General features: G+C 37.8%; 18 protein-coding genes. 15 read left to right on the top strand and 3 right to left on the bottom strand.

Annotation, left to right across the window (positions count from 1 at the left end; genetic code table 11):
- Positions 1–21 precede the first annotated feature (21 nt).
- The 5 genes from dnaN to JCM14374_RS11805 all read left to right on the top strand — a co-directional run bounded on the left by dnaN (position 22) and on the right by JCM14374_RS11805 (position 5,586).
- Complete coding sequence (gene dnaN, locus JCM14374_RS11820; RefSeq protein WP_054697669.1) at positions 22–1,098, top strand: DNA polymerase III subunit beta; 1,077 nt, start codon at positions 22–24, stop codon at positions 1,096–1,098.
- 51 nt (positions 1,099–1,149) lie between these two features.
- Complete coding sequence (locus tag JCM14374_RS11815) at positions 1,150–2,619, top strand: ribonucleoside triphosphate reductase (protein ID WP_369397380.1); 1,470 nt, start codon at positions 1,150–1,152, stop codon at positions 2,617–2,619.
- A 2-nt stretch (positions 2,620–2,621) separates the two neighbouring features.
- The gene (gene nrdD, locus JCM14374_RS15865; RefSeq protein WP_369397378.1) at positions 2,622–3,272 is read left to right on the top strand and encodes an anaerobic ribonucleoside-triphosphate reductase; all 651 of its coding nucleotides are present in this window, start codon (positions 2,622–2,624) and stop codon (positions 3,270–3,272) included.
- 476 nt (positions 3,273–3,748) lie between these two features.
- Complete coding sequence (locus JCM14374_RS11810; protein ID WP_054697667.1) at positions 3,749–4,399, top strand: single-stranded DNA-binding protein; 651 nt, start codon at positions 3,749–3,751, stop codon at positions 4,397–4,399.
- A gap of 11 nt (positions 4,400–4,410) precedes the next feature.
- The gene (locus tag JCM14374_RS11805) at positions 4,411–5,586 is read left to right on the top strand and encodes a DUF3854 domain-containing protein (protein ID WP_054697663.1); all 1,176 of its coding nucleotides are present in this window, start codon (positions 4,411–4,413) and stop codon (positions 5,584–5,586) included.
- A gap of 56 nt (positions 5,587–5,642) precedes the next feature.
- Here the strand turns inward: JCM14374_RS11805 and JCM14374_RS11800 are convergent, their stop codons facing one another.
- Both JCM14374_RS11800 and JCM14374_RS11795 read right to left on the bottom strand, forming a co-directional pair.
- Positions 5,643–5,963: a hypothetical protein gene (locus JCM14374_RS11800; RefSeq protein ID WP_054697660.1), complete on the bottom strand. Its 321-nt coding sequence runs from the start codon at positions 5,961–5,963 to the stop codon at positions 5,643–5,645.
- A 181-nt stretch (positions 5,964–6,144) separates the two neighbouring features.
- On the bottom strand, positions 6,145–6,498 hold the full coding sequence (locus tag JCM14374_RS11795; protein ID WP_054697657.1) for a helix-turn-helix domain-containing protein: 354 nt from the start codon (positions 6,496–6,498) through the stop codon (positions 6,145–6,147).
- A gap of 229 nt (positions 6,499–6,727) precedes the next feature.
- Here JCM14374_RS11795 and JCM14374_RS11790 point away from each other — a divergent pair, with 229 nt between their 5' ends.
- The 10 genes from JCM14374_RS11790 (at position 6,728) to JCM14374_RS11740 (ending at position 18,023) form a co-directional block, all read left to right on the top strand.
- Positions 6,728–7,441, top strand: a complete 714-nt coding sequence (locus JCM14374_RS11790) for a response regulator transcription factor (RefSeq protein ID WP_054697654.1) — start codon at positions 6,728–6,730, stop codon at positions 7,439–7,441.
- A 98-nt stretch (positions 7,442–7,539) separates the two neighbouring features.
- Complete coding sequence (locus tag JCM14374_RS11785; RefSeq protein ID WP_054697651.1) at positions 7,540–9,393, top strand: ATP-dependent DNA helicase; 1,854 nt, start codon at positions 7,540–7,542, stop codon at positions 9,391–9,393.
- 84 nt (positions 9,394–9,477) lie between these two features.
- Positions 9,478–10,233: an HNH endonuclease signature motif containing protein gene (locus tag JCM14374_RS11780; RefSeq protein ID WP_054697647.1), complete on the top strand. Its 756-nt coding sequence runs from the start codon at positions 9,478–9,480 to the stop codon at positions 10,231–10,233.
- A 186-nt stretch (positions 10,234–10,419) separates the two neighbouring features.
- On the top strand, positions 10,420–12,069 hold the full coding sequence (locus JCM14374_RS11770) for a DEAD/DEAH box helicase (RefSeq protein WP_054697641.1): 1,650 nt from the start codon (positions 10,420–10,422) through the stop codon (positions 12,067–12,069).
- Positions 12,070–12,244: 175 nt separating this feature from the next.
- Positions 12,245–12,583 carry a TrbC/VirB2 family protein gene (locus JCM14374_RS11765; RefSeq protein WP_054697639.1) on the top strand — a complete coding sequence of 113 codons (339 nt, stop codon included), beginning with the start codon at positions 12,245–12,247 and terminating at the stop codon, positions 12,581–12,583.
- A gap of 17 nt (positions 12,584–12,600) precedes the next feature.
- A complete protein-coding gene (locus tag JCM14374_RS11760; protein ID WP_054697636.1) occupies positions 12,601–12,915 on the top strand; it encodes a PrgI family mobile element protein in 315 nt (104 codons plus the stop codon).
- Positions 12,912–13,535 (top strand): hypothetical protein, encoded by a 624-nt coding sequence (locus JCM14374_RS11755; protein ID WP_054697634.1) that lies wholly within the window; start codon positions 12,912–12,914, stop codon positions 13,533–13,535. Before JCM14374_RS11760 ends, JCM14374_RS11755 begins: the two co-directional genes overlap by 4 nt.
- An 80-nt stretch (positions 13,536–13,615) precedes the next feature.
- Positions 13,616–15,193 (top strand): VirB4 family type IV secretion system protein, encoded by a 1,578-nt coding sequence (locus tag JCM14374_RS11750; RefSeq protein WP_054697632.1) that lies wholly within the window; start codon positions 13,616–13,618, stop codon positions 15,191–15,193.
- Between the two features lie 212 nt (positions 15,194–15,405).
- Entirely contained in the window at positions 15,406–17,574 is a 2,169-nt protein-coding gene (locus JCM14374_RS11745; RefSeq protein WP_054697630.1) for a pilin, read from the top strand.
- 20 nt (positions 17,575–17,594) lie between these two features.
- Positions 17,595–18,023, top strand: a complete 429-nt coding sequence (locus tag JCM14374_RS11740; protein ID WP_054697628.1) for a hypothetical protein — start codon at positions 17,595–17,597, stop codon at positions 18,021–18,023.
- Between the two features lie 564 nt (positions 18,024–18,587).
- Here JCM14374_RS11740 and JCM14374_RS11735 read toward each other — a convergent pair.
- Positions 18,588–18,791, bottom strand: a complete 204-nt coding sequence (locus JCM14374_RS11735) for a helix-turn-helix domain-containing protein (protein ID WP_054697627.1) — start codon at positions 18,789–18,791, stop codon at positions 18,588–18,590.
- Between the last annotated feature and the right edge of the window lie 420 nt (positions 18,792–19,211).

Raw genomic sequence — 19,211 nt, 5'->3', positions numbered from 1 at the left:
AAGTCAGGAAGGAGGAATGTAATGAATATTAAAATTGAAAAAAAGGATTTAGTTGCTCTGATAACTAAAGCAGGCCGAGGCGCGGCCCATAACAGCGCAATACCACAGTTACAAGTCTTATATATGGAAGCAGCTAATGGGAAATTAGTTGCAAGGGCAACAAATATGGAGTTTGGGATTAAAACCAGCACTTCTGAACTCCAATTTGATGAAGAAGGCAAGGTACTTGTAAATGCCAAGTATTTTGAAAACTTCGTCAAGTCCCTTCCTGCAGGGGTTATTTCTCTTGAAGTGAAGGATAACAAACTACAAGTTAAGTATGCCCGTTCTAAAGCCAACCTTAATTTATTAGAAGGGTCTGATTACCCAGACTGGCCCGAATGCCAGAAAGAAGTAATAACTATTCCTGGCAATCTGTTACGCAAAGGGATAAGTGCAGTTTTACCGGCTGTAGCCAAAAACCATTTCCGTATGGTTTTTACTGGAGTCCTCATGGACATTAAGGCAGACAAAACCATATGGGTAGGTTCTGATACTCATAGGCTTGCAATTATAGAGACCGAAGGAGGGGGGAACCCTCAACAATTAATTATTCCTCTCAAAACAGCAGAGGAATTGCTTCGGGTTGTAGACGATGAAGATGTTGTTGTCTACACCAGCGGCAACAACCTTTTATTTAAAACCGGGGAAACAGAAATTTTTTCTCGGATAATTAACGGGCAATACCCCGATGTAAATGCTGTTATCTCCAAAGATTTTGTATCGGAATGTTCTGTTAACACAGAAACTTTTCGGCAATCGATAGCCCGTATTTTAACACTACCGCCGAGCGAGGGGAAAATACAATCTGCCCATTTAACCCTCAACGGGGCTCTGGAAGTTTCTGCAGTATCAGATGCTGTAGGGGAAATTAAAGATATTATTGAAATAAAGAAAACCGGACAGGATTTGGAAATCTATTTCAATGCGAATTATCTTATTGATGCCCTAAAAGGGATGCCAGAACAAACAAAAATCAGTTTTGCTGGAACATGTAGTCCTGCGTTATTTGCGGGTGATGATGGGTTTCGGCTTGTTCTGGTTCCATTAATAAGATAAAAAATCATTTAAGGGTGGTGAAAACCACCCTTCTTTAATGGAGGTGAAATTATGGTAAGTAAAGTACAAAAACGGCCGCAAACAATAAATGGTCAAATCGTACAAAAAACAGTAGATTTTGATCCCTCGAAAATAACTTCGGCTATATATAGGGCAGCATATGCAGTTGGTGGCAGAGATTATGATAAGGCAGTAGAATTGACCAAAAAAGTTATTGAAAGAATCGAGGACAATCGTGAATATATAACAGTTGAAGAAATCCAGGACATAGTTGAAGAAGTCCTGGTAGATAATGGTCACTATAAAACTGCTAAAGCATATATTTTATATCGGCATCAACACGCACAAGCCAGGAATGCTGATATAGTAAAATCCCAAGAACATATACTTACGTATTTAAGCAAGAATGACCTGGCAGTAAAAGAAAACGCCAATATGGCGTTTTCGCTACAGGGGTTAAATGTATTTGTAGCAGAACAAATTTGTGAAAATTTTTGGTTAGAAAAAATCTATCCAGAATTTATACGTAATGCTGCCATAAGCGGAGATATACACATTCATGATCTAGGCATTTTAGCCCCTTATTGTGTAGGGTGGGACTTAAAAGATTTATTAATGGAAGGTTTTACGGGGGTACCAGGGAAAATCTCGTCAGCCCCGCCCAAGCATTTTCGTACTGCTTTAGGTCAGGCCGTTAATTTTATTTACACAATACAAGGTGAAGCAGCAGGCGCTCAAGCATTTTCAAATTTTGACACTTTACTTGCGCCTTTTATTTGGTATGATAACCTGGATTACCAGCAGGTAAAACAAGGGTTACAAGAGTTTATATTTAATATGAATGTACCAACACGGGTTGGATTTCAAAGCCCATTTTCAAATATAACTCTGGACTTGAAAGTGCCTAAATACATGGAATATGAGCCTGTTATAATAGGCGGCAAATTTATGGATAAGACATATGGCGAATTTCAAGAACAGATGAATATGTTTAATCGGGCATTTGCAGAAGTAATGTGTGAAGGGGATGCTAAAGGGAGAGTTTTTACGTTTCCAATTCCCACATATAATATAACCGAAGAATTTGATTGGGATAATCCTATTTATAATGGGATATGGGAAATGACAGCCCGATACGGCATACCTTATTTTGCTAATTATGTCAATTCGGATATGAACCCCGAAGATGCGAGATCGATGTGTTGTCGGTTGAGAATTGACAATAAAGAGATCCGCAGACGCATGGGAGGATTGTTCGCTGCAAGCCCTTTGACGGGGTCCATCGGGGTAGTAACTATTAATATGCCCCGTATAGGATATTTAACTGACAGCAAAGAAGAATTTCTTGCCCGGTTAGGCATGATGATGGATATAGCCAAAGACAGCCTGGAAATCAAGCGCAAGACGCTTGAAAGCTGGACTAATGAAGGGCTGTATCCGTATATTCGGTTTTACCTGCGTGGCGTTAAAGCCAAATGGGTACTTATTGGGCCAACCACTTTTCAACAATTGGTCTTGTAGGTATGCACGAAGCATGTTTAAACCTTTTAGGTAAAGGCATTAATACTCCTGAAGGTTCGGAATTAACTCAAGAAGTAATGGATTTTATGTTAAAGCGAATCGCCTGTTACCAAGAAAAAACGGGCAACCTATTTAATCTTGAATCCACCCCGGCTGAAGGAGCAGCCTATAAACTAGCCTTAAAGGACGTAAAGAAATATCCTGGGATACAAACCTCCGGTTCCATAGACGTTCCTTATTACACAAACAGCACCCAACTCCCGGCAGGGTATACGGACGATTTATTTGAGGCATTAAATCACCAGGAGCCGATACAAACCAGATATACTGGCGGAACGGTATTTCATATATTCCTGGGAGAGAGAATCCCTGATATAGCGTCTACTAAAAAACTTGTTAGGAAAGTATGTGGCAATTTCAAGCTGCCCTATTTTACCATAACTCCTTCGTTCTCTATTTGCCCAGAACATGGATATATAAATGGGGAACAATACACTTGCCATATCTGTGGTACTGAAACCGAAATTTATTCACGAGTTGTCGGCTACATTAGACCCGTCCAGCAATTTAACAAAGGACAGCAACTTCAAAAATCCTCCAGGAGCACTTTTGATGCTGCCGTGGGCCGAAAAAAGGTGCTGGAGTTAGTATGAATATAGTAAGACAACCTGATAAATCTAACGTCTGAGAAAATGGTATGATTTACGGTCCTGCAAAGGGGTTTATTCTCTTAATAATTATCGGGATGAATTCCCGGGTGTAAAATTTAACTAAAACACAGCAAGAAGTCCCCCATCATCAACGGTGATAGACCGTAAGTAGGGGAGTGGTCACTGGCTTTATCGCCGTTGAACGTAAGGAGGTTATGCCAAGTGAACAAAATAATATCTAAAAGCCCATGTGTAAATGGCTGTGGGCATATAGAATGTGACCAAATAAGACGAATAGCAGAAACGATATGTCCGTTATGCCATAAACCAATAGGTGACAAGAATTATAAAGAGTACGAAGGTAGATTATATCACGAATCATGTCTGAATAGCTAAAACCAAAGCCCCCCGAAAGGGGGCTTTTTTATTGGGTTAAACCAAAATTTAAAAATCCCGCGAAGCGGGGAAGGAGTGGTGTCATGAATAGAAATTGTGGAGCCTTTGTAAAAATCGTAAAAATCCCCTTAAAACAAGGGGAAAAAGGGGCCAAAGCAGAGGTTTTAATGCAAGGAGATATTAAAGCCTTTTTAAGAGTCCCTTATGATGGCGAACTCGCCAAAAAGGTGGCTGAATCGGCAAACAAATGTTTGCCCCTGGTTGGCGTATTTCGCAACATCAAGAATGTAACCTTGCCGGTATTTGAAGCGGTTAGTCTGCTAACTGACACCTGTGTTTTTGTCGGCAGGCTGACCAGGGACGCTGAATTTGCTTACAGCGCAAATGGTAAAGCATTTACCAGATTTGGGCTGGCCGTAAATTATGGCTGGGGCGACCAGAAGGAAACCGATTTCTGGGATTGCACAGTCTTTGGCAACGACAAAGAGAAGAATAAGGCTACAGCGATGGCTGAACAGGGTACTAAAGGTCGGTTAATTGCTGTAACCGGGCGTTTGTCCCAGAACACTAAAGACGGTAAGACCTATACCAGTCTTATCGTAGATGAATTTGAGTTCCTCGACAAAAAGAACGGCAAAGGTGATACCAAAAACGGCAAAGAAAACACTGAAACTCCAGAATATGGCGACTGGAGTGACTACGGCACAGAAACCCAAGAAGAATATGATTTTTAGGAGTTTTTATGTTGGGGGCTGCTACAGATCAAGTTAATATTTTAGCGGTAGCCCAGGCAGCAGGATTATCTCTTACTCCTATACAGGGGGGGAGACAATTCACCACTCGTTGCTGGATGTGTGAGTTCTCCTACTTGGGGGCCGATACAAAAAAACAAGGGCATTTGACTATTCGCCCAGACAAAGGTGTTTTTCGTTGTCCCCGATGTGGCCATAGTGGAAATGCCTGGACAATGGCTAATGAATTGTTTGGTGAAGCCAGGGGGAAGGAAGTACTTCGTCAGGCAAGATGGTATAACGGCCCCAAGTGGGAAGATGCCCCGGTAGCTGATATTAAAACAAGGGATGCAGTCTATCGAGCACTCCTTAACAAATTGATATTGTCACCACGACACCGCGAAGACCTTTCGGATCGAGGTCTTTCTGATGATATTGTTAATAAAAGGCAGTATAAATCTCTTGTAGGTTGGGAATCTACCAGAGGGATTTGTAATCTGCTTTTAAAGGAAGGTTATCCCCTTGAGGGAATACCAGGATTCTTTCAAGATAAGTATGGGCAGTGGGTGTTTCTAACCCTGCCTGGATTCCTTATTCCTGTTGAAGACGAAACCCGTATGATCCAAGGGTTTCAAATTAGAGTTGACGATAACTATAGAACGTACCTGGAAACACAAAACAAAAACATACCTGGTAAATATATAAGTTTTTCTTCTGCTGGTCGAAAAAAGGGATGTTCTTGTGGGGCTTTGATTCATGTAGCAGTACCAGAAGGTAAGAGTCTGCAAAATAATCGGGTTTGGCTGACAGAAGGCCCGTTAAAAGCAGACATAGCATCCCAATATACCGATATGCCTTTTTTGGGCATACCGGGCGTATCATTGTATCGGCAGGCTGCTGAAAAAGCAGTTGAAATGGGGGTTAAAAGGACAGCCGTAGCTTATGATATGGATTTTAAGGATAATCCCCATGTTAAAAAAGCCGAAATTGAACTTCTGAAAGAACTATTTGGAAGGGGCATCAGCGCCCTTCCAGTTAATTGGTCTGAAGGATACGGCAAAGGGATTGACGATGCAGCCGTGTTTATTTCAAACGGGCAAATTCCGATTCCTAAAGACGTATTAGAAAGAACCTTCAGGCCAAATAACAAAATTATTTTGGAAGTTCAAATAAAACTAAAAACTGAATAAATTAAAAAGGCTTATGTATATACATAAGCCTTTTTAATGATCCCTTATAGAAGGATTTAGACAAGACACGCAAGTTCTTGCTCAAAAGATTGCATAAAGAGTGCAACTTCATCATCCAGAATGGCTTTTAATGATTCCGGATACGTATCATAGTATTTAACGTGTTTTAATCGTATACGTGCAATTAATTGTAATATTGCATCTTCCCCTGTCGATGGCTTAATAAAAACAATTATCTGATCGTTTTTAATAAGGACACATTCATCAGGGATTTCATTAATCTCCACCACTACCGCTAATTCTTGCAAATAGTCAAACAAAGTTTGACAATTTTCGTTCAAAGTAAGCTTTAATGAGCTAGCTATACTTTGAACCAATCCCCTTCGCGGTTGTTTAGTTTGGATTAGTATACGACCACCTCCTATTAGGTTCTTGTAACTAACAGTTTGCTATAAAACTCGTAAAAAAACAACATAAATAGAAATGACGTCACCCCAAAAAATTTTTATCAAAATTTATTATCATCTGCTAAATGTTAAAATACGACACATAACCACCTTATTTTAAAAAAGCTGACAATATTTTCATGATTTTTTCTTCGTCTTCTGAGGTTAAAGCATCTCTGTTTTGTCGTAAAAAAATTGCGATCTTGGGTTCAATAAGCTCGATATCTTGCATTCCCAACAGCATGTCAGTAGTGACTCCAAAAAAATTAGCAATATTACACACCTGAACTAAATTTGGTTCTCTTTTTCCTGTTTCCCACTGTGAAATAATCTGATAATGGTTTTTATTAATACCTAAAAATTCAGCTAATTGAATAGCATTAACCCCATATTCTTCTCTTAAACGCCTCAATATTCTCCCAAATGTAGGATGATATGTTTTTTTGCTTTTATTATATTCAGTCACAAATTTACCCCTCAGCTTTTTAATATTTATGGTTCATTATAACAATACATTTTGCATTAAGTAAATCATATAAACATTTCGTTTATTATTGCGCAAATCTCCAGATCTATCAATTAAATACAATTCCCTGATTCACCTCATCAATATAACAAAACAGCTTGACAAACTAATCAAAAAGATTAAACTAAAAACCAATAAAATAATCAATAAGATTAGATAGAGGTGTATTATGGAATGTAATATTTTACAAATATTATCACCTAGGCAACAAGAAATATACGCACTTGTTTGTCAGGGAAAAAGCTACAATGAAATCAGTAAAACGCTTAACATCGCAAAAGGCACAATAAAAGCCCAATGGAAACGCATCAAAGACAAGATATGCGAATTAGAAAAATCAGATATTGAAATTATTATGGATATTTTTGAAGAAGAAAGCAGTCGCTCATTACAAAACAACAAAACAGTTAAACAGATGCAGTTTTTATCGGAAAAACAGAATATGCACTCAGCTAACAAAAGAAGCAAAGGAATGAACTGGTATTATCGAACAAAGACAGACTATAAAAAGGTGACCACGAGACAAATGACAAACGAAGAACGAAAAAATCTTTTTATACAACGAGAAGAACTATTACCTAAAAATATTATCGCCCTGGAAATGTATTATCACGCTTTTAAAAATGACCTAGATGCTTCCGTAGAAGAATTAGCAAGAGCAGAGTTAATACTTCGTTCATATGGTTGTATTCGGTTTACCCCTAATATTAATAAATTAAATGCCAAAACCAGTATTGCATTAAGGGCAAGAGAAGAGGGTTATATAGCAACTATTTTTTACCCAGGAGAAGGTAAATTTTTACCGCAGGGTTCAAAATTTTTAGAGTCAGTGAAAGATGGAACCGGAGCAACTGAGTATTCAGTATGGCTAGTACCTAAATAGGGTACGCGCGTACCTCTGTAAAAAAATTGGGGGGATTATAAATAAAGAATAAATTAGATACTGAAATTCATGCCGCATTAACCAGAGTGGTATCCGGATTGCAAAACATTCCAGAAATCCGTCAAGAACAGATTAAAATGTCACAATATATACGCCGGTTTTTAGATTTTGCAAAAAAGCCGTCTCACTCTTTTGTGGTAGAAGCTGGAACGGGAATAGGTAAGAGTTTCGGATACCTGATCCCTGTTTGTGAATATATTAAATCATCTCCTGAAGCCAAAGTAGTTATAGGAACGAATACGATTAATTTACAGGAACAACTTTACAATAAAGACATACCATTTATATTGCATTATTATCCCGACCTTACATTTGAAAAAGCCAAAGGCAAAAACAACTATGTTTGCTTGCATAAATTAGAAGAATCCGAATATAACCTGTTTTCATCTACTGAAAAGCAGGAATTTATTCATAAGATAAATACCTGGCTACAAACAGAACTAGGGCGGGAAGGGGATCGCAGTCATATCCCTTTTCAATACAACGAAAAACTGTGGTCTGTAGTATGCGCAGAATCCACTGCTTGTCTCGAAGAAATGTGTCCTCATAAAAGAAAATGCTATTTTAATAAGGCCCGACAACGATTAAAAAAAGCCGATATTATTGTCACAAACCATGCCTTAGTTTTATCAGATTATTATATCCAGAAAGTGTTTCCTGAATACGATATTTTAATTTTAGATGAAGGGCATAATTTTGAAACCAATGCCTATTCGATATTTACCACAACCATTAATCAATATGATTTTTTCAAACTACAAGCAGTTACAAACTCAAAAACCTGTCAGGGCGCATTCCGTAAAGCCAGGGCATTGGGCAAAATTAAGCAATTTCAACAGGACATTAATAATGCAGCTATCGACTTTTTTCTTTCGTTGGAAGATAAAAGGTTTATTGAACCAACAAATAACCCCTATGCTGAACAATTGCTCGCAGTGCTTCAGGGTGTCATGCCTGTACTAAACAACACCATAAATATAAACCAAGTTCAATTTGTTCAATTAGAACTCATAAAGCTAACGGAAAGAATTTTAAGCCTGATAGACCAATTAAAAATATGGTTGTATCAAACCGAAACAGGCTATGTATATTGGGCTGAAAATAAAGAAATTTATTATTGTCCATTAAACATAGCTGCTAAATTACGCGACTTTTGGCAAACCAAAAACACAGTAATAACATCTGCAACATTATCAGTTAATCAATCATTTAAGATAATTAAACAAAATTTAGGATTAACCGAAAATTGTTATTCTTTGAGGCTTCGTTCTCCTTTTAATTACAAGGATAACGCTATAGTTTATCAACCAAATAATGCCCCAAGCCCAGATATGGATAATTACAACTCTTATCTATGCAACACGATAATAAGTGTTTTAGAAAAAGCTCCCGGCAAAACCTTTATACTGTTTACTTCGTATAAAACAATGCAGGATATTTATACGAGAGTAACCAGCAAAATAAGAGGTTTTAACTGGCTAATACAGGGGACAGGCTCAAAAGAATCATTGCTTACGGATTTTCGTAATAACCCAAACAGCGTACTTTTTGGCACAGATACCTTTTGGGAAGGTGTAGATGAAAAAATTAATTGCGTTATCATTACCAAACTACCATTTGAAGTGCCAACAACTCCTATTAAAGAAGCTCAATATAATTTTATAAAATCCAGGGGGGGTAACCCTTTTATAGATCTGAGTCTTCCGCGTTGTGCCATAAAACTTAAACAAGGAGTAGGAAGATTAATCAGGAGTTCTCAACAACAGGGAGTATTGGTTATATGTGACCCACGCATAAAAAAACCGTGGGGAAAGATTATTATAAATACGTTACCGGAAATGCCCTGGACAAATAATTTAGATCTTATAGACAGGTATCTAAATGCCGGGTAAATCAAAAGGAGATGATAGGATGAGTTATCAATATTTAATTGCAAATGAAATATGTGAATATTGCGGAACCTATTCCGAAAAAGGGTGGCATCGCATCATGTAAGACCGAGAGGTTGGAATAAAGACAGAAATCTGGACATAAAAGAAGACTTAATCTGTCTATGCCCTGAATGCCACACAAAGACACATAGCGGCAATATTCCTCGGTGGAGTTTAATTGAAATAATTGCTCGCCGGGAAGGGAAAACCCCGACTGAGATTTGTGAAATCATTGGCCTCTTAGTAAACAATACACTACCCAAAGACTATATTTTTACCGAAGAAAAAAATCTGTTTTTTGGGAAAAACCTTGAAGAAGTCTTGCAGGTTTACTGCAATTGCGATGAAGCCGAAGAAACCGCAAAATGGCTTAAGGCCGAAGTATTAACCGCTATGGTTGATATGAAAATTAAAGTTACTGAAATATCTTCATTAGTAGGCTGCTCGCCAGCCAGTGTTAGGGAAAGTATAAAAACATTCAGGGCCTTTCCTGAACCGCATATGAGGGCGTTGGACAAAAGTTTTACGCATCATCGCATAGCGGCCAAAACAACCAATCCGCAAAAATGGATGGATGTAGCCTGTATACAGGCGCTTTCAACACGCCAGTTAAGAGAAGCTATTTTAGCTGAAACTAATAACAACACGATCATCAAAGATGCCAACCAGGAAAAGGCAGAAAGAGCGCTTCGTATGATAAAGGAAGTGCTTAACGCAGGAGAGGCTCCAGCAGTTTGGTTAAAGGGTCAAATGTATAATATATTGGAGGTTTACTATGATAACAATGCACGCATCGCATAAACAAGACCCAGCCAGTGTATTACAAATTATAGAAACGCTTTTGATTGAAAATTATTCAGTTAATTTGCAATTAAAATTGCAAAAAAGCAGTTCGGGAAATTGTAAGCGAAATGAAATCGCAGAATTTTCCTGCAGAAATAACTATACACAAACAATCAGTTTTTATATCGCCAAAGGAGAAGTGCCATGCAAATAATACCGCTTGAGCCAAATTTGGCTCGCTTTTATTTTAACTATAATCCTGTTTTAATTGAAAAGATTAAAAAAATACCAGGAAGGGAGTTCAATAACAAAGATCCCTTGGGGGCGTATTGGACTGTACCGGCAAGAAATCTTTATGGAGCAGTATGCAACGGAATAATAAGCCCGGGCCACTTATTTCCGAATTTCATTCAAACCGTTCCTAAAAACATATTTCAGGATTTAGCGGTTGAAATTAAAGGAGATAGGCTCAAAGTTACAGGCAATCAAAATCTGCAATTATTTTTAAAATCCATTTATGACTTGTGTTCATATGAATATACAGAGGAAGATGAACATAAAATCGGCAGTTTAATCAATGTAGGCAAAAACAAAGATGCTTATATAATTGTATTTCCGCCTGGATTATACAGCCGTATAATAACTTTTCTGCGCCATTTCGTTTTAAAAAGCTACATTGAACATCCATTGCCTGCAAAGCCAAACAAGGAATTGGAAACCAAAGTGATTGGAGTAACACCCCGGCCCTATCAAATAAAAGCTTGTAAGCAGATTCAAGATAACAAGATACCCAACCGGGCCACATTAGTAATGGCAACTGGAGCGGGGAAAACCCTGTTAAGTGCATTTATAATTGCGCAGTTAGGCGTTCCAACAGTGTTTTATACATATTCTTTGGACTTATTGGAACAAACCGCGGAAGTGTTTGAAAATGTATTAGGGATTAAGGTAGGTAAAATAGGAGGCAGACATTTTACTATTCAGCCAATTACTATAGCCTCGATACAAACCATTTACAGTTGCCAGCAAACTCAAAATGCACGTTGGGATAAAATAAAAAATTATTTAGAGACAGTACAATGTCAATTTATTGATGAGGGCCATATGTTAGGTGCTGAAACAATTTTTGCAGTATCCAAAATATCCAATGCTTATTACTCTTATGCTTTGACAGCAACACCTTATCGGGAAGATGGCAAGGAAATATTTATTGAAGCAGCTACAGGCCCGATAGAAGAACTGATAACTGAGGATGAACTAATAAAAGGCGGGTATATATTACCCGTTCAAGTTGAGATTTATCCTGTTCAGCACTTCCCAACTCGAACAAAGAAATATTACAAATTATACGACAAGGAAATTATTGATCATTGGGAACGTACTCGTAAAGTCGTTAATGCAGTAAAATCACATCAAGGCAAACAGATTATAGTATTAGTTAAAGACATATATCACGGTAACAAGTTAGCTGAATTATTGAATGCTCCATTTATACATGGCAGCACATCGACAAAGGAACGAAAAGAAACCCTTCAAAAGTTTAAAAACCAGGAGATTAAAATATTAATAGCAAGTTCAATCCTTAAACAAGGCATTGATTTACCCGAAGCTGAAGTATTGGTATTGGCTCATGGAGGAACAAGTTTGGTTGAGTTAATGCAAAAGGTAGGACGTGTGCGCAGACCGGCTCCAGGTAAAGAATATGGTATAGTGGTAGATTTTTGTGATCAAATATTACCTGCTACAGAAAATGATATATTTTATGCTCAATCAAAGCGGAGGATAGCCTTATACGAAAATAAAGGCTTTCAGATTTCATACCGGCAGGAAAGGAAGTGGTCAAATATTAGTTAATATTTTAAACCAATTAACATCAAACCTGGTGCATTATCTCCCTTATATTGCAGGGGCAGCTCTATTATTAGCAGTTGCCCGTATTTTTTTGCGAGTATCATTCAAGATTTTAAGCTGGATTATTATTGTTATGTTGGTTGGTTATTTAATCAAAATTATTTAAGGAGGACTATTTATGGGGAAAATTAGAGGAAGCCTTATCGCTTGTTACGCTTTTCTGTTTACGTTTTTAGTTACCAATCCGGCGTTGGCAGCAGTTACTGAAGTAGATGCTGAAAATTTCAATACGAAGCTTGTTGATATTGTTACAAAATACTTTACACCGCTGGGCGGTACAATCATTCTTTTAGCTGTAATTTTCGGCGGTGTAAAGATGCTCATGAGCGCCTATTCGCCCGAAAAAAGAAAAGACACAATGGGGGGCCTTGGTTATGTTTTGTTAGGTGCTATTCTTGTAGGCGGCGCTATGTTTTTTGCAGGTGTATTCCTGGGTGTAGGCAAGTCGTTTAATTAAAGATAAAGGTGAGTTATATGACACAGTTTTTAATGCCTCTCGATATAACAGGAGAAGAAAAAATGATTGGCGGAGTGTTATCGCTTCGCCAAATTGGCTATATTGCTTGTGCAATAATATTAATTTTTATAGGGTGTATGTTTCCGGTTCCAATGATATTAAAAATAATATTTGGGGTACTGCTTTTGTTTATGTTTTTAGCATTGGCATTTATAAAAGTAGATACCTTTCCCAATTTTACCAATGGCATCAGTCTGGACAAATATATTATGCTATATATCCGTTACAGACGTATGCAAAAAAATTTACGTCTGGGAGGCTTGATAGAATGAAGCCTATAATGATCGGGCTGATTTACTTGGTTCTGATAGGAACAGTTATATATATATTTAAAATACTGCTGGATAGAGCCGAGCAACGAGATATTATAGATACCGAAACAAAGAGCAAAACAAAGGGAAAGAATGTCCGTTTATCGGCACAAGATTTTATAAATATCCTTGATATTAAAAAGGGGGTTATGGTTTTTCCTAATAACTATTATGCATTAATTATAAGAGCAGGTACTATTAACTACTATCTTATGTCAATAGCAGAGAAATCTATAGTTATAAACGGATTATTAGGAATGGCGAACTCAATAACTTTTCCCGTTCAGATTTATCTAACCACAGAACTAATCGACACTATAGATGCAGTGAAGGAAATTAAAAATTATTATTATGATCTTCCTGAAGTATTAAAAGAATACAACCTGGTTATGTCAGAAGCATTAACCGCATTAAGGTATACAAACAACGTCATGGTTAAACACCCGTATATAATCATTCCATATTTTTCACGAGAAGGTTTTGAAGTAGTTTATTCCGAACTAACCCGCCGCTCAATGGTTATTATCAACGGACTTAATCAGTCAGGAATCAAGGGTGGAGTTTTATCTACCCTGAAGTAGTTACTTTTTTACATGGAGTATTAAACCGGGGAGATACACTAAAAGCAGCAGATGTTATAACGAAGGAGGGTTAGACCTCTATGTTGGCTAAAAATATTATACAGGGCACAGCCAGAATAAAAGATCTTGTAGCACCAGATGGTATAGAAATAATGCAAACAGAATTTAAACAGGGCAGTCGATACGGGCGAACATTAGTTTTATCAACCTATTGCAGAAATATTGAATTAGGATGGTTAGATGAAGTATTCAATCTTGGGGATTTAGATTATTCGGTACATATTGACCCTGTGCCAGATCGTACAGTCATTGACCAATTAACCAAAAAAATAGCTATATTTGAAGCACAGTGGCTAATAGACAAAGAAAAAGGCAATATTTATTCGCTACCACAATTAAGGCAAGCTATAGAAGACCTAGAAGGGATTCGTGATGCAATATATTCAAACCGAGATAGAATGTTTTACATGACTACCACGTTTACGGTATACGCAAAAAACCTAGCCGAGTTAGACTACATTACAAACAACCTGAAGTCTTTGTTAGCAAGAAAAGCAACAAAAGCCAGAACTATGCAGTTTATACAAGACAAAGCCTTGAAAAGTTCTTTGCCTTTTGGCAATAACCAATTAGATATATACCGCAACGTAACACTAGGCGGAATAATATCTATGATGCCTTTTACGGGTTTTGAATATTCCCATTCTAGCGGAATACTTCTGGGTGTAAATTATTTTTCCCAAACTCCAATATTTTACAACTCATTTATTGGAGCCCCGGAATTAGCTAACCCGCATATGATGTGTATAGGATGGACTGGATCGGGGAAAACGGTTTTTATTTCCACAAAAGCGTTAAGGTCAGCCTTACATTTAATCAAAAGTGTTTTAATTGATCCCGAAGAAGGGCATATAGCAGCATGGGTACGCAAAGCAGGAGGAACTGTAATCGAAATAGATTCATTCAAGGAACCAATGATAAATCTGATGGAAATTGATATTGAAGAAGACCCAGAGAACGGCCCTCGTATAAATATTTTGGACAAGGTAGCAGAAATCAGGTCAATTCTGGGCCTGATTGTAGAAAAACAAGCTGGAACGGGATTAACTGCAGAAGAAATCGTGGCTATCGAAGAATCAATACGCGAAGTATATGCAAATATAGGCATAACCTCAAACCCACAGAGTCTGTATGAAAACGATACTGAAAACCTTTCGGTTGTTGGCCGTAAAAAAAGGCTTCCAACCATAACTGATCTACATCGAGCATTAGAAGGCAAGTATAAAGCCGAAAGGATAGCAACCTTAATAAAGCCTATGATACGTGGTGGGTCATTGGGTATGTTTGATGGGCAATCGACTGTGCAGTTAAAAGATGAATTGTTGGTTTGTTTTGATATACACCGTATAAAAGATGAATTTACCCGTCTTTATGTAATGTCAGTTATATTGGGGTGGGTATGGGCGACATTTACCCAAAAGCAACCGCATATTAAGAAAGACGTTTACCTAGATGAAGGTTGGATGTTTGCCAGGCATAAAGATACGGCAGAGCATTTAGAAAACCTGGGGCGCAGAGCGAGAAAATACAAAACTGGTTTAAATATAGCCTCGCAATCATTTATAGAGTTTACACGTAGCGATGAAGCGAAGCCATAATAGGAAGCTGTGCCACAAGTATTATTCTTAAACCGCATCCTTCGCAAATAAACAATGTTCAAGAAATATATTCTCTTTCAGAAGGCGCAAAAGAGTTTATCGAAACATGCCCAACGGGAGCAGGATTATTAATAACCGAAAAAAATATAGTTCCAATTTACAATCAATTAATCCCAATCGAAGCTGAAATATTAGGCTTGGGGGAAAGATAGATGCTTAAAAAAACTTTTTTGGTTGCTTTGTTTTTATGTTTTACGTTTACTGTGCCAGTTTTTGCTGCAGGATTAGATTGCAGTATAAAATATGACCCTGACAATGGCGGCGACAAAACCCTAGCTGGCTACATGGTGGTTAATTGGAAATGTCCAGATGCGGCGCAAGATACCAAAATAAAAATCAATGCCAAAACAAGTGCAACGGGATATTATGATTTAGGCGGAACTCACACAATAGAAACGAACGGCAAACAGCAGGGAACGTATCGTGTGCCAATTAAGATCGGTAATGCTGATATGTATGGCAGCACTTTAAATGACGCAACGCAGCTAACTGCCGAAGTTAAATCGAGCAGCGGCGAAGAAACATCCAAAACGCAACTAGCCGGTAGTATAAGACTAACAAATGCTGCAGACACTGCAACGTCAGGGGCAACTACAGCCACGGTACAAGAAGACAATGGTGGCTGGATAGATAAAATGTTAGCTGCACCTATTAATATGATGGTGGCTGCATTACGAAAACTTGGTTTATTAGACTTAAATGAACTGATTTTTAACGAAGGCAAAGAAGATTATCCGATACCACCCTTTATCAATGAAGCAGGATGGGAATCAATAGAAAAATGGTTTGAAGTGTTCTATTTTGCTTCTTTTGGGTTAGTTCTGCTTGGGATAATATATACAGGCATAAAGATCCAATTTTCTGCTTATGCACCGAAGCAACGCGAAGAAGCAATGAAAGGCTTAAAACGCTATATTTATGCATTTTTGATCATATGGGCCGCGCCTTTAATACTTCATTTATTTATCGAAATTAATAATGCAGGGGTTGAATTATGTAAAAACGCTGCAGGCAGCATGGGCGCATTGGATCAATTCCAAGGCGCAGGGGGGACGTTTCTAGATAATATCAAAACTGGGCATATATTAACAACAGCAATAATAAAATTGGCGTTTGTAGGTTTAATGATTTATTTTAATATCCTTTACTTAATTAGAGGACTTATTTTATCGGGTTTAATGGCTATAACACCATTTTTGATATGGATATGGGCCATTACTGATAATCAAACAGCCATTAAAGTATGGTTCGGTGAAATAACATCAGTCAGTTTCATGCAATTTGTTCATGCCTTTTCAATATTATTCTTTTTATCATTTATTCCTCAGTTGCCTGATAAGTGTCAATGGTGGGCAACATTTGTAGCTTTAATACTTATAATACCTTTTACCAATATAATACGTAACATATTCCAGGGATTTTTACGGTTCCTGGGTATAAATGAAGAAGGTTTGGCTAGTGGAGCAATGGGTATGCTTGGTGGTTTAGCCACTATGGGCAAAGCCACAATAAGACCTGGCGGCATAAGATCACAAGGAGCAAACAGTCCGCTTTCTTTAGGGAGTATGTCTAGCATGGGTGGTGGCGCCTTTGGTGGAACTGGTCCCTTTGGGGCAGTAAGCCAAGGACAGAGCATCCAAGCAAAAGGAACTCTGGCAAATGTCACCCGGTTTTCTCCGATAGGAAATAAAACAGCAGGGGCATTGGGAACAGCAGTTGGAATGTCAATGGCTGCACCTTTAATGGGGGTAAACCCTGGCATGGCTTCTATAATTGGCATGGGGGCAAAAAATATTACTCAAACAGGAGTAGGAGTTGCAGGAAAAGCAGTTCATGTTGGCAGTGCAGCTATTAAAAATTCTGTTCAAAGTGCATCCGCAAACAGAGAAGGATTAAGTAAAGCGCAAGGAATTGGCGGCAAGATGCAATGGGCAGGACAGCAAATAGCCAGCGGAATTCAGAAAACCGCCACTGTAGAAGTCCCTCTGGAACCCGGGCAATATTCTGATTATTCTGGGATGAAAAACGCTGTTCATAAGCCGGCATCTACATTGGAAGCCGCTGCAGGTTTAATAGGAGCAGTATCTAACAACAATCCTATTGAGGGATTTAATCAGGGAACAAATTTTCATCAAGGCGTTGCTGCTTTTAGTCAGAAACATAGAAATATTAGCGAGAACGGGCCTGCAGAAAAACACTCAACAGAAAGCCCTAGTGCTAATCCAACACAAAACACTGGCATACCCCGTTCACCAAGGCACAATAATCCCGCAGGGAATAATCGGTCAATAAATGACGACCCAATGCAGTGGAGAATCTAATTTAAAGGAGGGTTTTTATTATGAAGAAGATAGCCATATTTATATTGATATTGATAAGTATAATGGTATTTGCACCTGTGGTTTTTGCAACAACATCAGATAATGAGGTTATATATTATACAGATGAATCAAATGCTGATTATGTGTCATCAGATACGCAAATAGAATCTGGCAATGGCGTAACTGCTATATCCCCAGAAGAAGGAGCCAGTAGATTAAATACTGCGCTAATAAAAGCCTATAAAGCTGGGGCTGATGTTGTACCTAATTTGGCGCTAATTGGCTTGGTTGTTGGTGCAATTATAATAATAATAGCGGCAGCATTAAGCCTAGATCGTTTACTAAAAATATCAATTGTTGGTATGGCAGTAATACTAATGGCAGTAGCTGTAGTGTATGCAGCCCCATTTTTAACTGCTATGGCTAAAGGTTTTGGCAAAGGATTATAAACTATAATTTAACCCGCTTCGCAAGAAGCGGGTTTTTTATGTCAAAAAAAAAAGAAAATCCCTGCGAAGCAGGGGAAAGCAACCACAGATGCCCGAAAGGGCAACTGAGGGTTGCAGGTTGCCAGGCGGCGGTTCGTCTTGTCGCTAGGAACTATCCTAGAGGGGTTTTTTCATTAAGATTAATAATCTCTTTTTCTAGCAATTGCAACTTTATTTTTCCGAAATAACAATCATCGGTTTTATTGAGAAATAATAAACTGAGAAGTTCTTGATAACTTTCCAGTCCCAAAGGAAAGGAGGTAATTTATGATGAAAATGAGGATATAAATAAAAATCTACCAGATAAAAACTCTAATTTATGCAGGTATCAAGTTCTTTCCTGCAAGGTCGAGCCAACCCTGAACTTAGGCATCTGGTAGATTAAATAAATTATAGCTCAAAACTTCAAGCAATGCGATTTTTTTGTTTAGTTATAACATAGAACCAAAAATCTAGGAAATAGATAAGTTCTAAATAACAGGCAAATTAGCCAGTTTTGAAAGGGTTTTTATACTAATATTCTGTTCACCGTTTACCGTTTTCAATCCGTGCGATGACGGACTGAGTTGTACCTGCACGGCTCGCTACCTCTTGTTGTGTTAAACCGCGTTGCAGTCTCAAGGCAATAATCTGCCTGATGATTTCATGTGCAAGTTCGCTTTCTAACCACGCTTCGGTAAAAGCAGGTTCTTTAAGACTATCTTCTATATGCCGGTTAAGATCATCCATGATAGTTTCCTTTCTTAACAATATATAATATAGACATTATAGCAAATATGCTATATAAAAAATTAACTTAGAAGGTATATTCTAAGATAAAAAACCTTTGACGTATATACTTTTTTATCTTAGAATACGGGCTGAAACCGTATAAAAAATATATCCTAGAATACGGCCTACTAAAACTTATTTATGAACACCCAAATAAAATTATTTATTCTTGGTTGATTATGAGGGGAGTGATAAATTGAAAGATCCTTTTTACATATTGAATCAGGAGAAACTATTAAAGCCAGAGAATGGGCACATCAAGCATGTAAAGCAGCATGGGAAGAACAAAAGAGGATGGGCTGTATAGGGGAAGATTCTGCTGACTATAATTATTTCATCCCACCCTCTCTTGAAGAACTTATTAAATATGGTGTATCC

It is taken from the genome of Syntrophomonas palmitatica JCM 14374, from assembly GCF_001311885.1.
Lineage (GTDB): Bacteria > Bacillota > Syntrophomonadia > Syntrophomonadales > Syntrophomonadaceae > Syntrophomonas_A > Syntrophomonas_A palmitatica.
This window is presented reverse-complemented; position numbering and strand designations above follow the sequence as displayed.

Excerpts from the sequence above, each read along its gene's own strand:
- JCM14374_RS11765 (WP_054697639.1), top strand. The coding sequence starts at position 12,245 with ATGGGGAAAATTAGAGGAAGCCTTATCGCTTGTTACGCTTTTCTGTTT.
- JCM14374_RS11760 (WP_054697636.1), top strand. The coding sequence starts at position 12,601 with ATGACACAGTTTTTAATGCCTCTCGATATAACAGGAGAAGAAAAAATG.
- JCM14374_RS11770 (WP_054697641.1), top strand. The coding sequence starts at position 10,420 with ATGCAAATAATACCGCTTGAGCCAAATTTGGCTCGCTTTTATTTTAAC.
- JCM14374_RS11755 (WP_054697634.1), top strand. The coding sequence starts at position 12,912 with ATGAAGCCTATAATGATCGGGCTGATTTACTTGGTTCTGATAGGAACA.
- JCM14374_RS11735 (WP_054697627.1), bottom strand. The coding sequence starts at position 18,791 with ATGGATGATCTTAACCGGCATATAGAAGATAGTCTTAAAGAACCTGCT.
- JCM14374_RS11790 (WP_054697654.1), top strand. The coding sequence starts at position 6,728 with ATGGAATGTAATATTTTACAAATATTATCACCTAGGCAACAAGAAATA.
- JCM14374_RS11750 (WP_054697632.1), top strand. The coding sequence starts at position 13,616 with ATGTTGGCTAAAAATATTATACAGGGCACAGCCAGAATAAAAGATCTT.
- nrdD (WP_369397378.1), top strand. The coding sequence starts at position 2,622 with ATGCACGAAGCATGTTTAAACCTTTTAGGTAAAGGCATTAATACTCCT.
- JCM14374_RS11815 (WP_369397380.1), top strand. The coding sequence starts at position 1,150 with ATGGTAAGTAAAGTACAAAAACGGCCGCAAACAATAAATGGTCAAATC.
- dnaN (WP_054697669.1), top strand. The coding sequence starts at position 22 with ATGAATATTAAAATTGAAAAAAAGGATTTAGTTGCTCTGATAACTAAA.
- JCM14374_RS11740 (WP_054697628.1), top strand. The coding sequence starts at position 17,595 with ATGAAGAAGATAGCCATATTTATATTGATATTGATAAGTATAATGGTA.
- JCM14374_RS11745 (WP_054697630.1), top strand. The coding sequence starts at position 15,406 with ATGCTTAAAAAAACTTTTTTGGTTGCTTTGTTTTTATGTTTTACGTTT.
- JCM14374_RS11810 (WP_054697667.1), top strand. The coding sequence starts at position 3,749 with ATGAATAGAAATTGTGGAGCCTTTGTAAAAATCGTAAAAATCCCCTTA.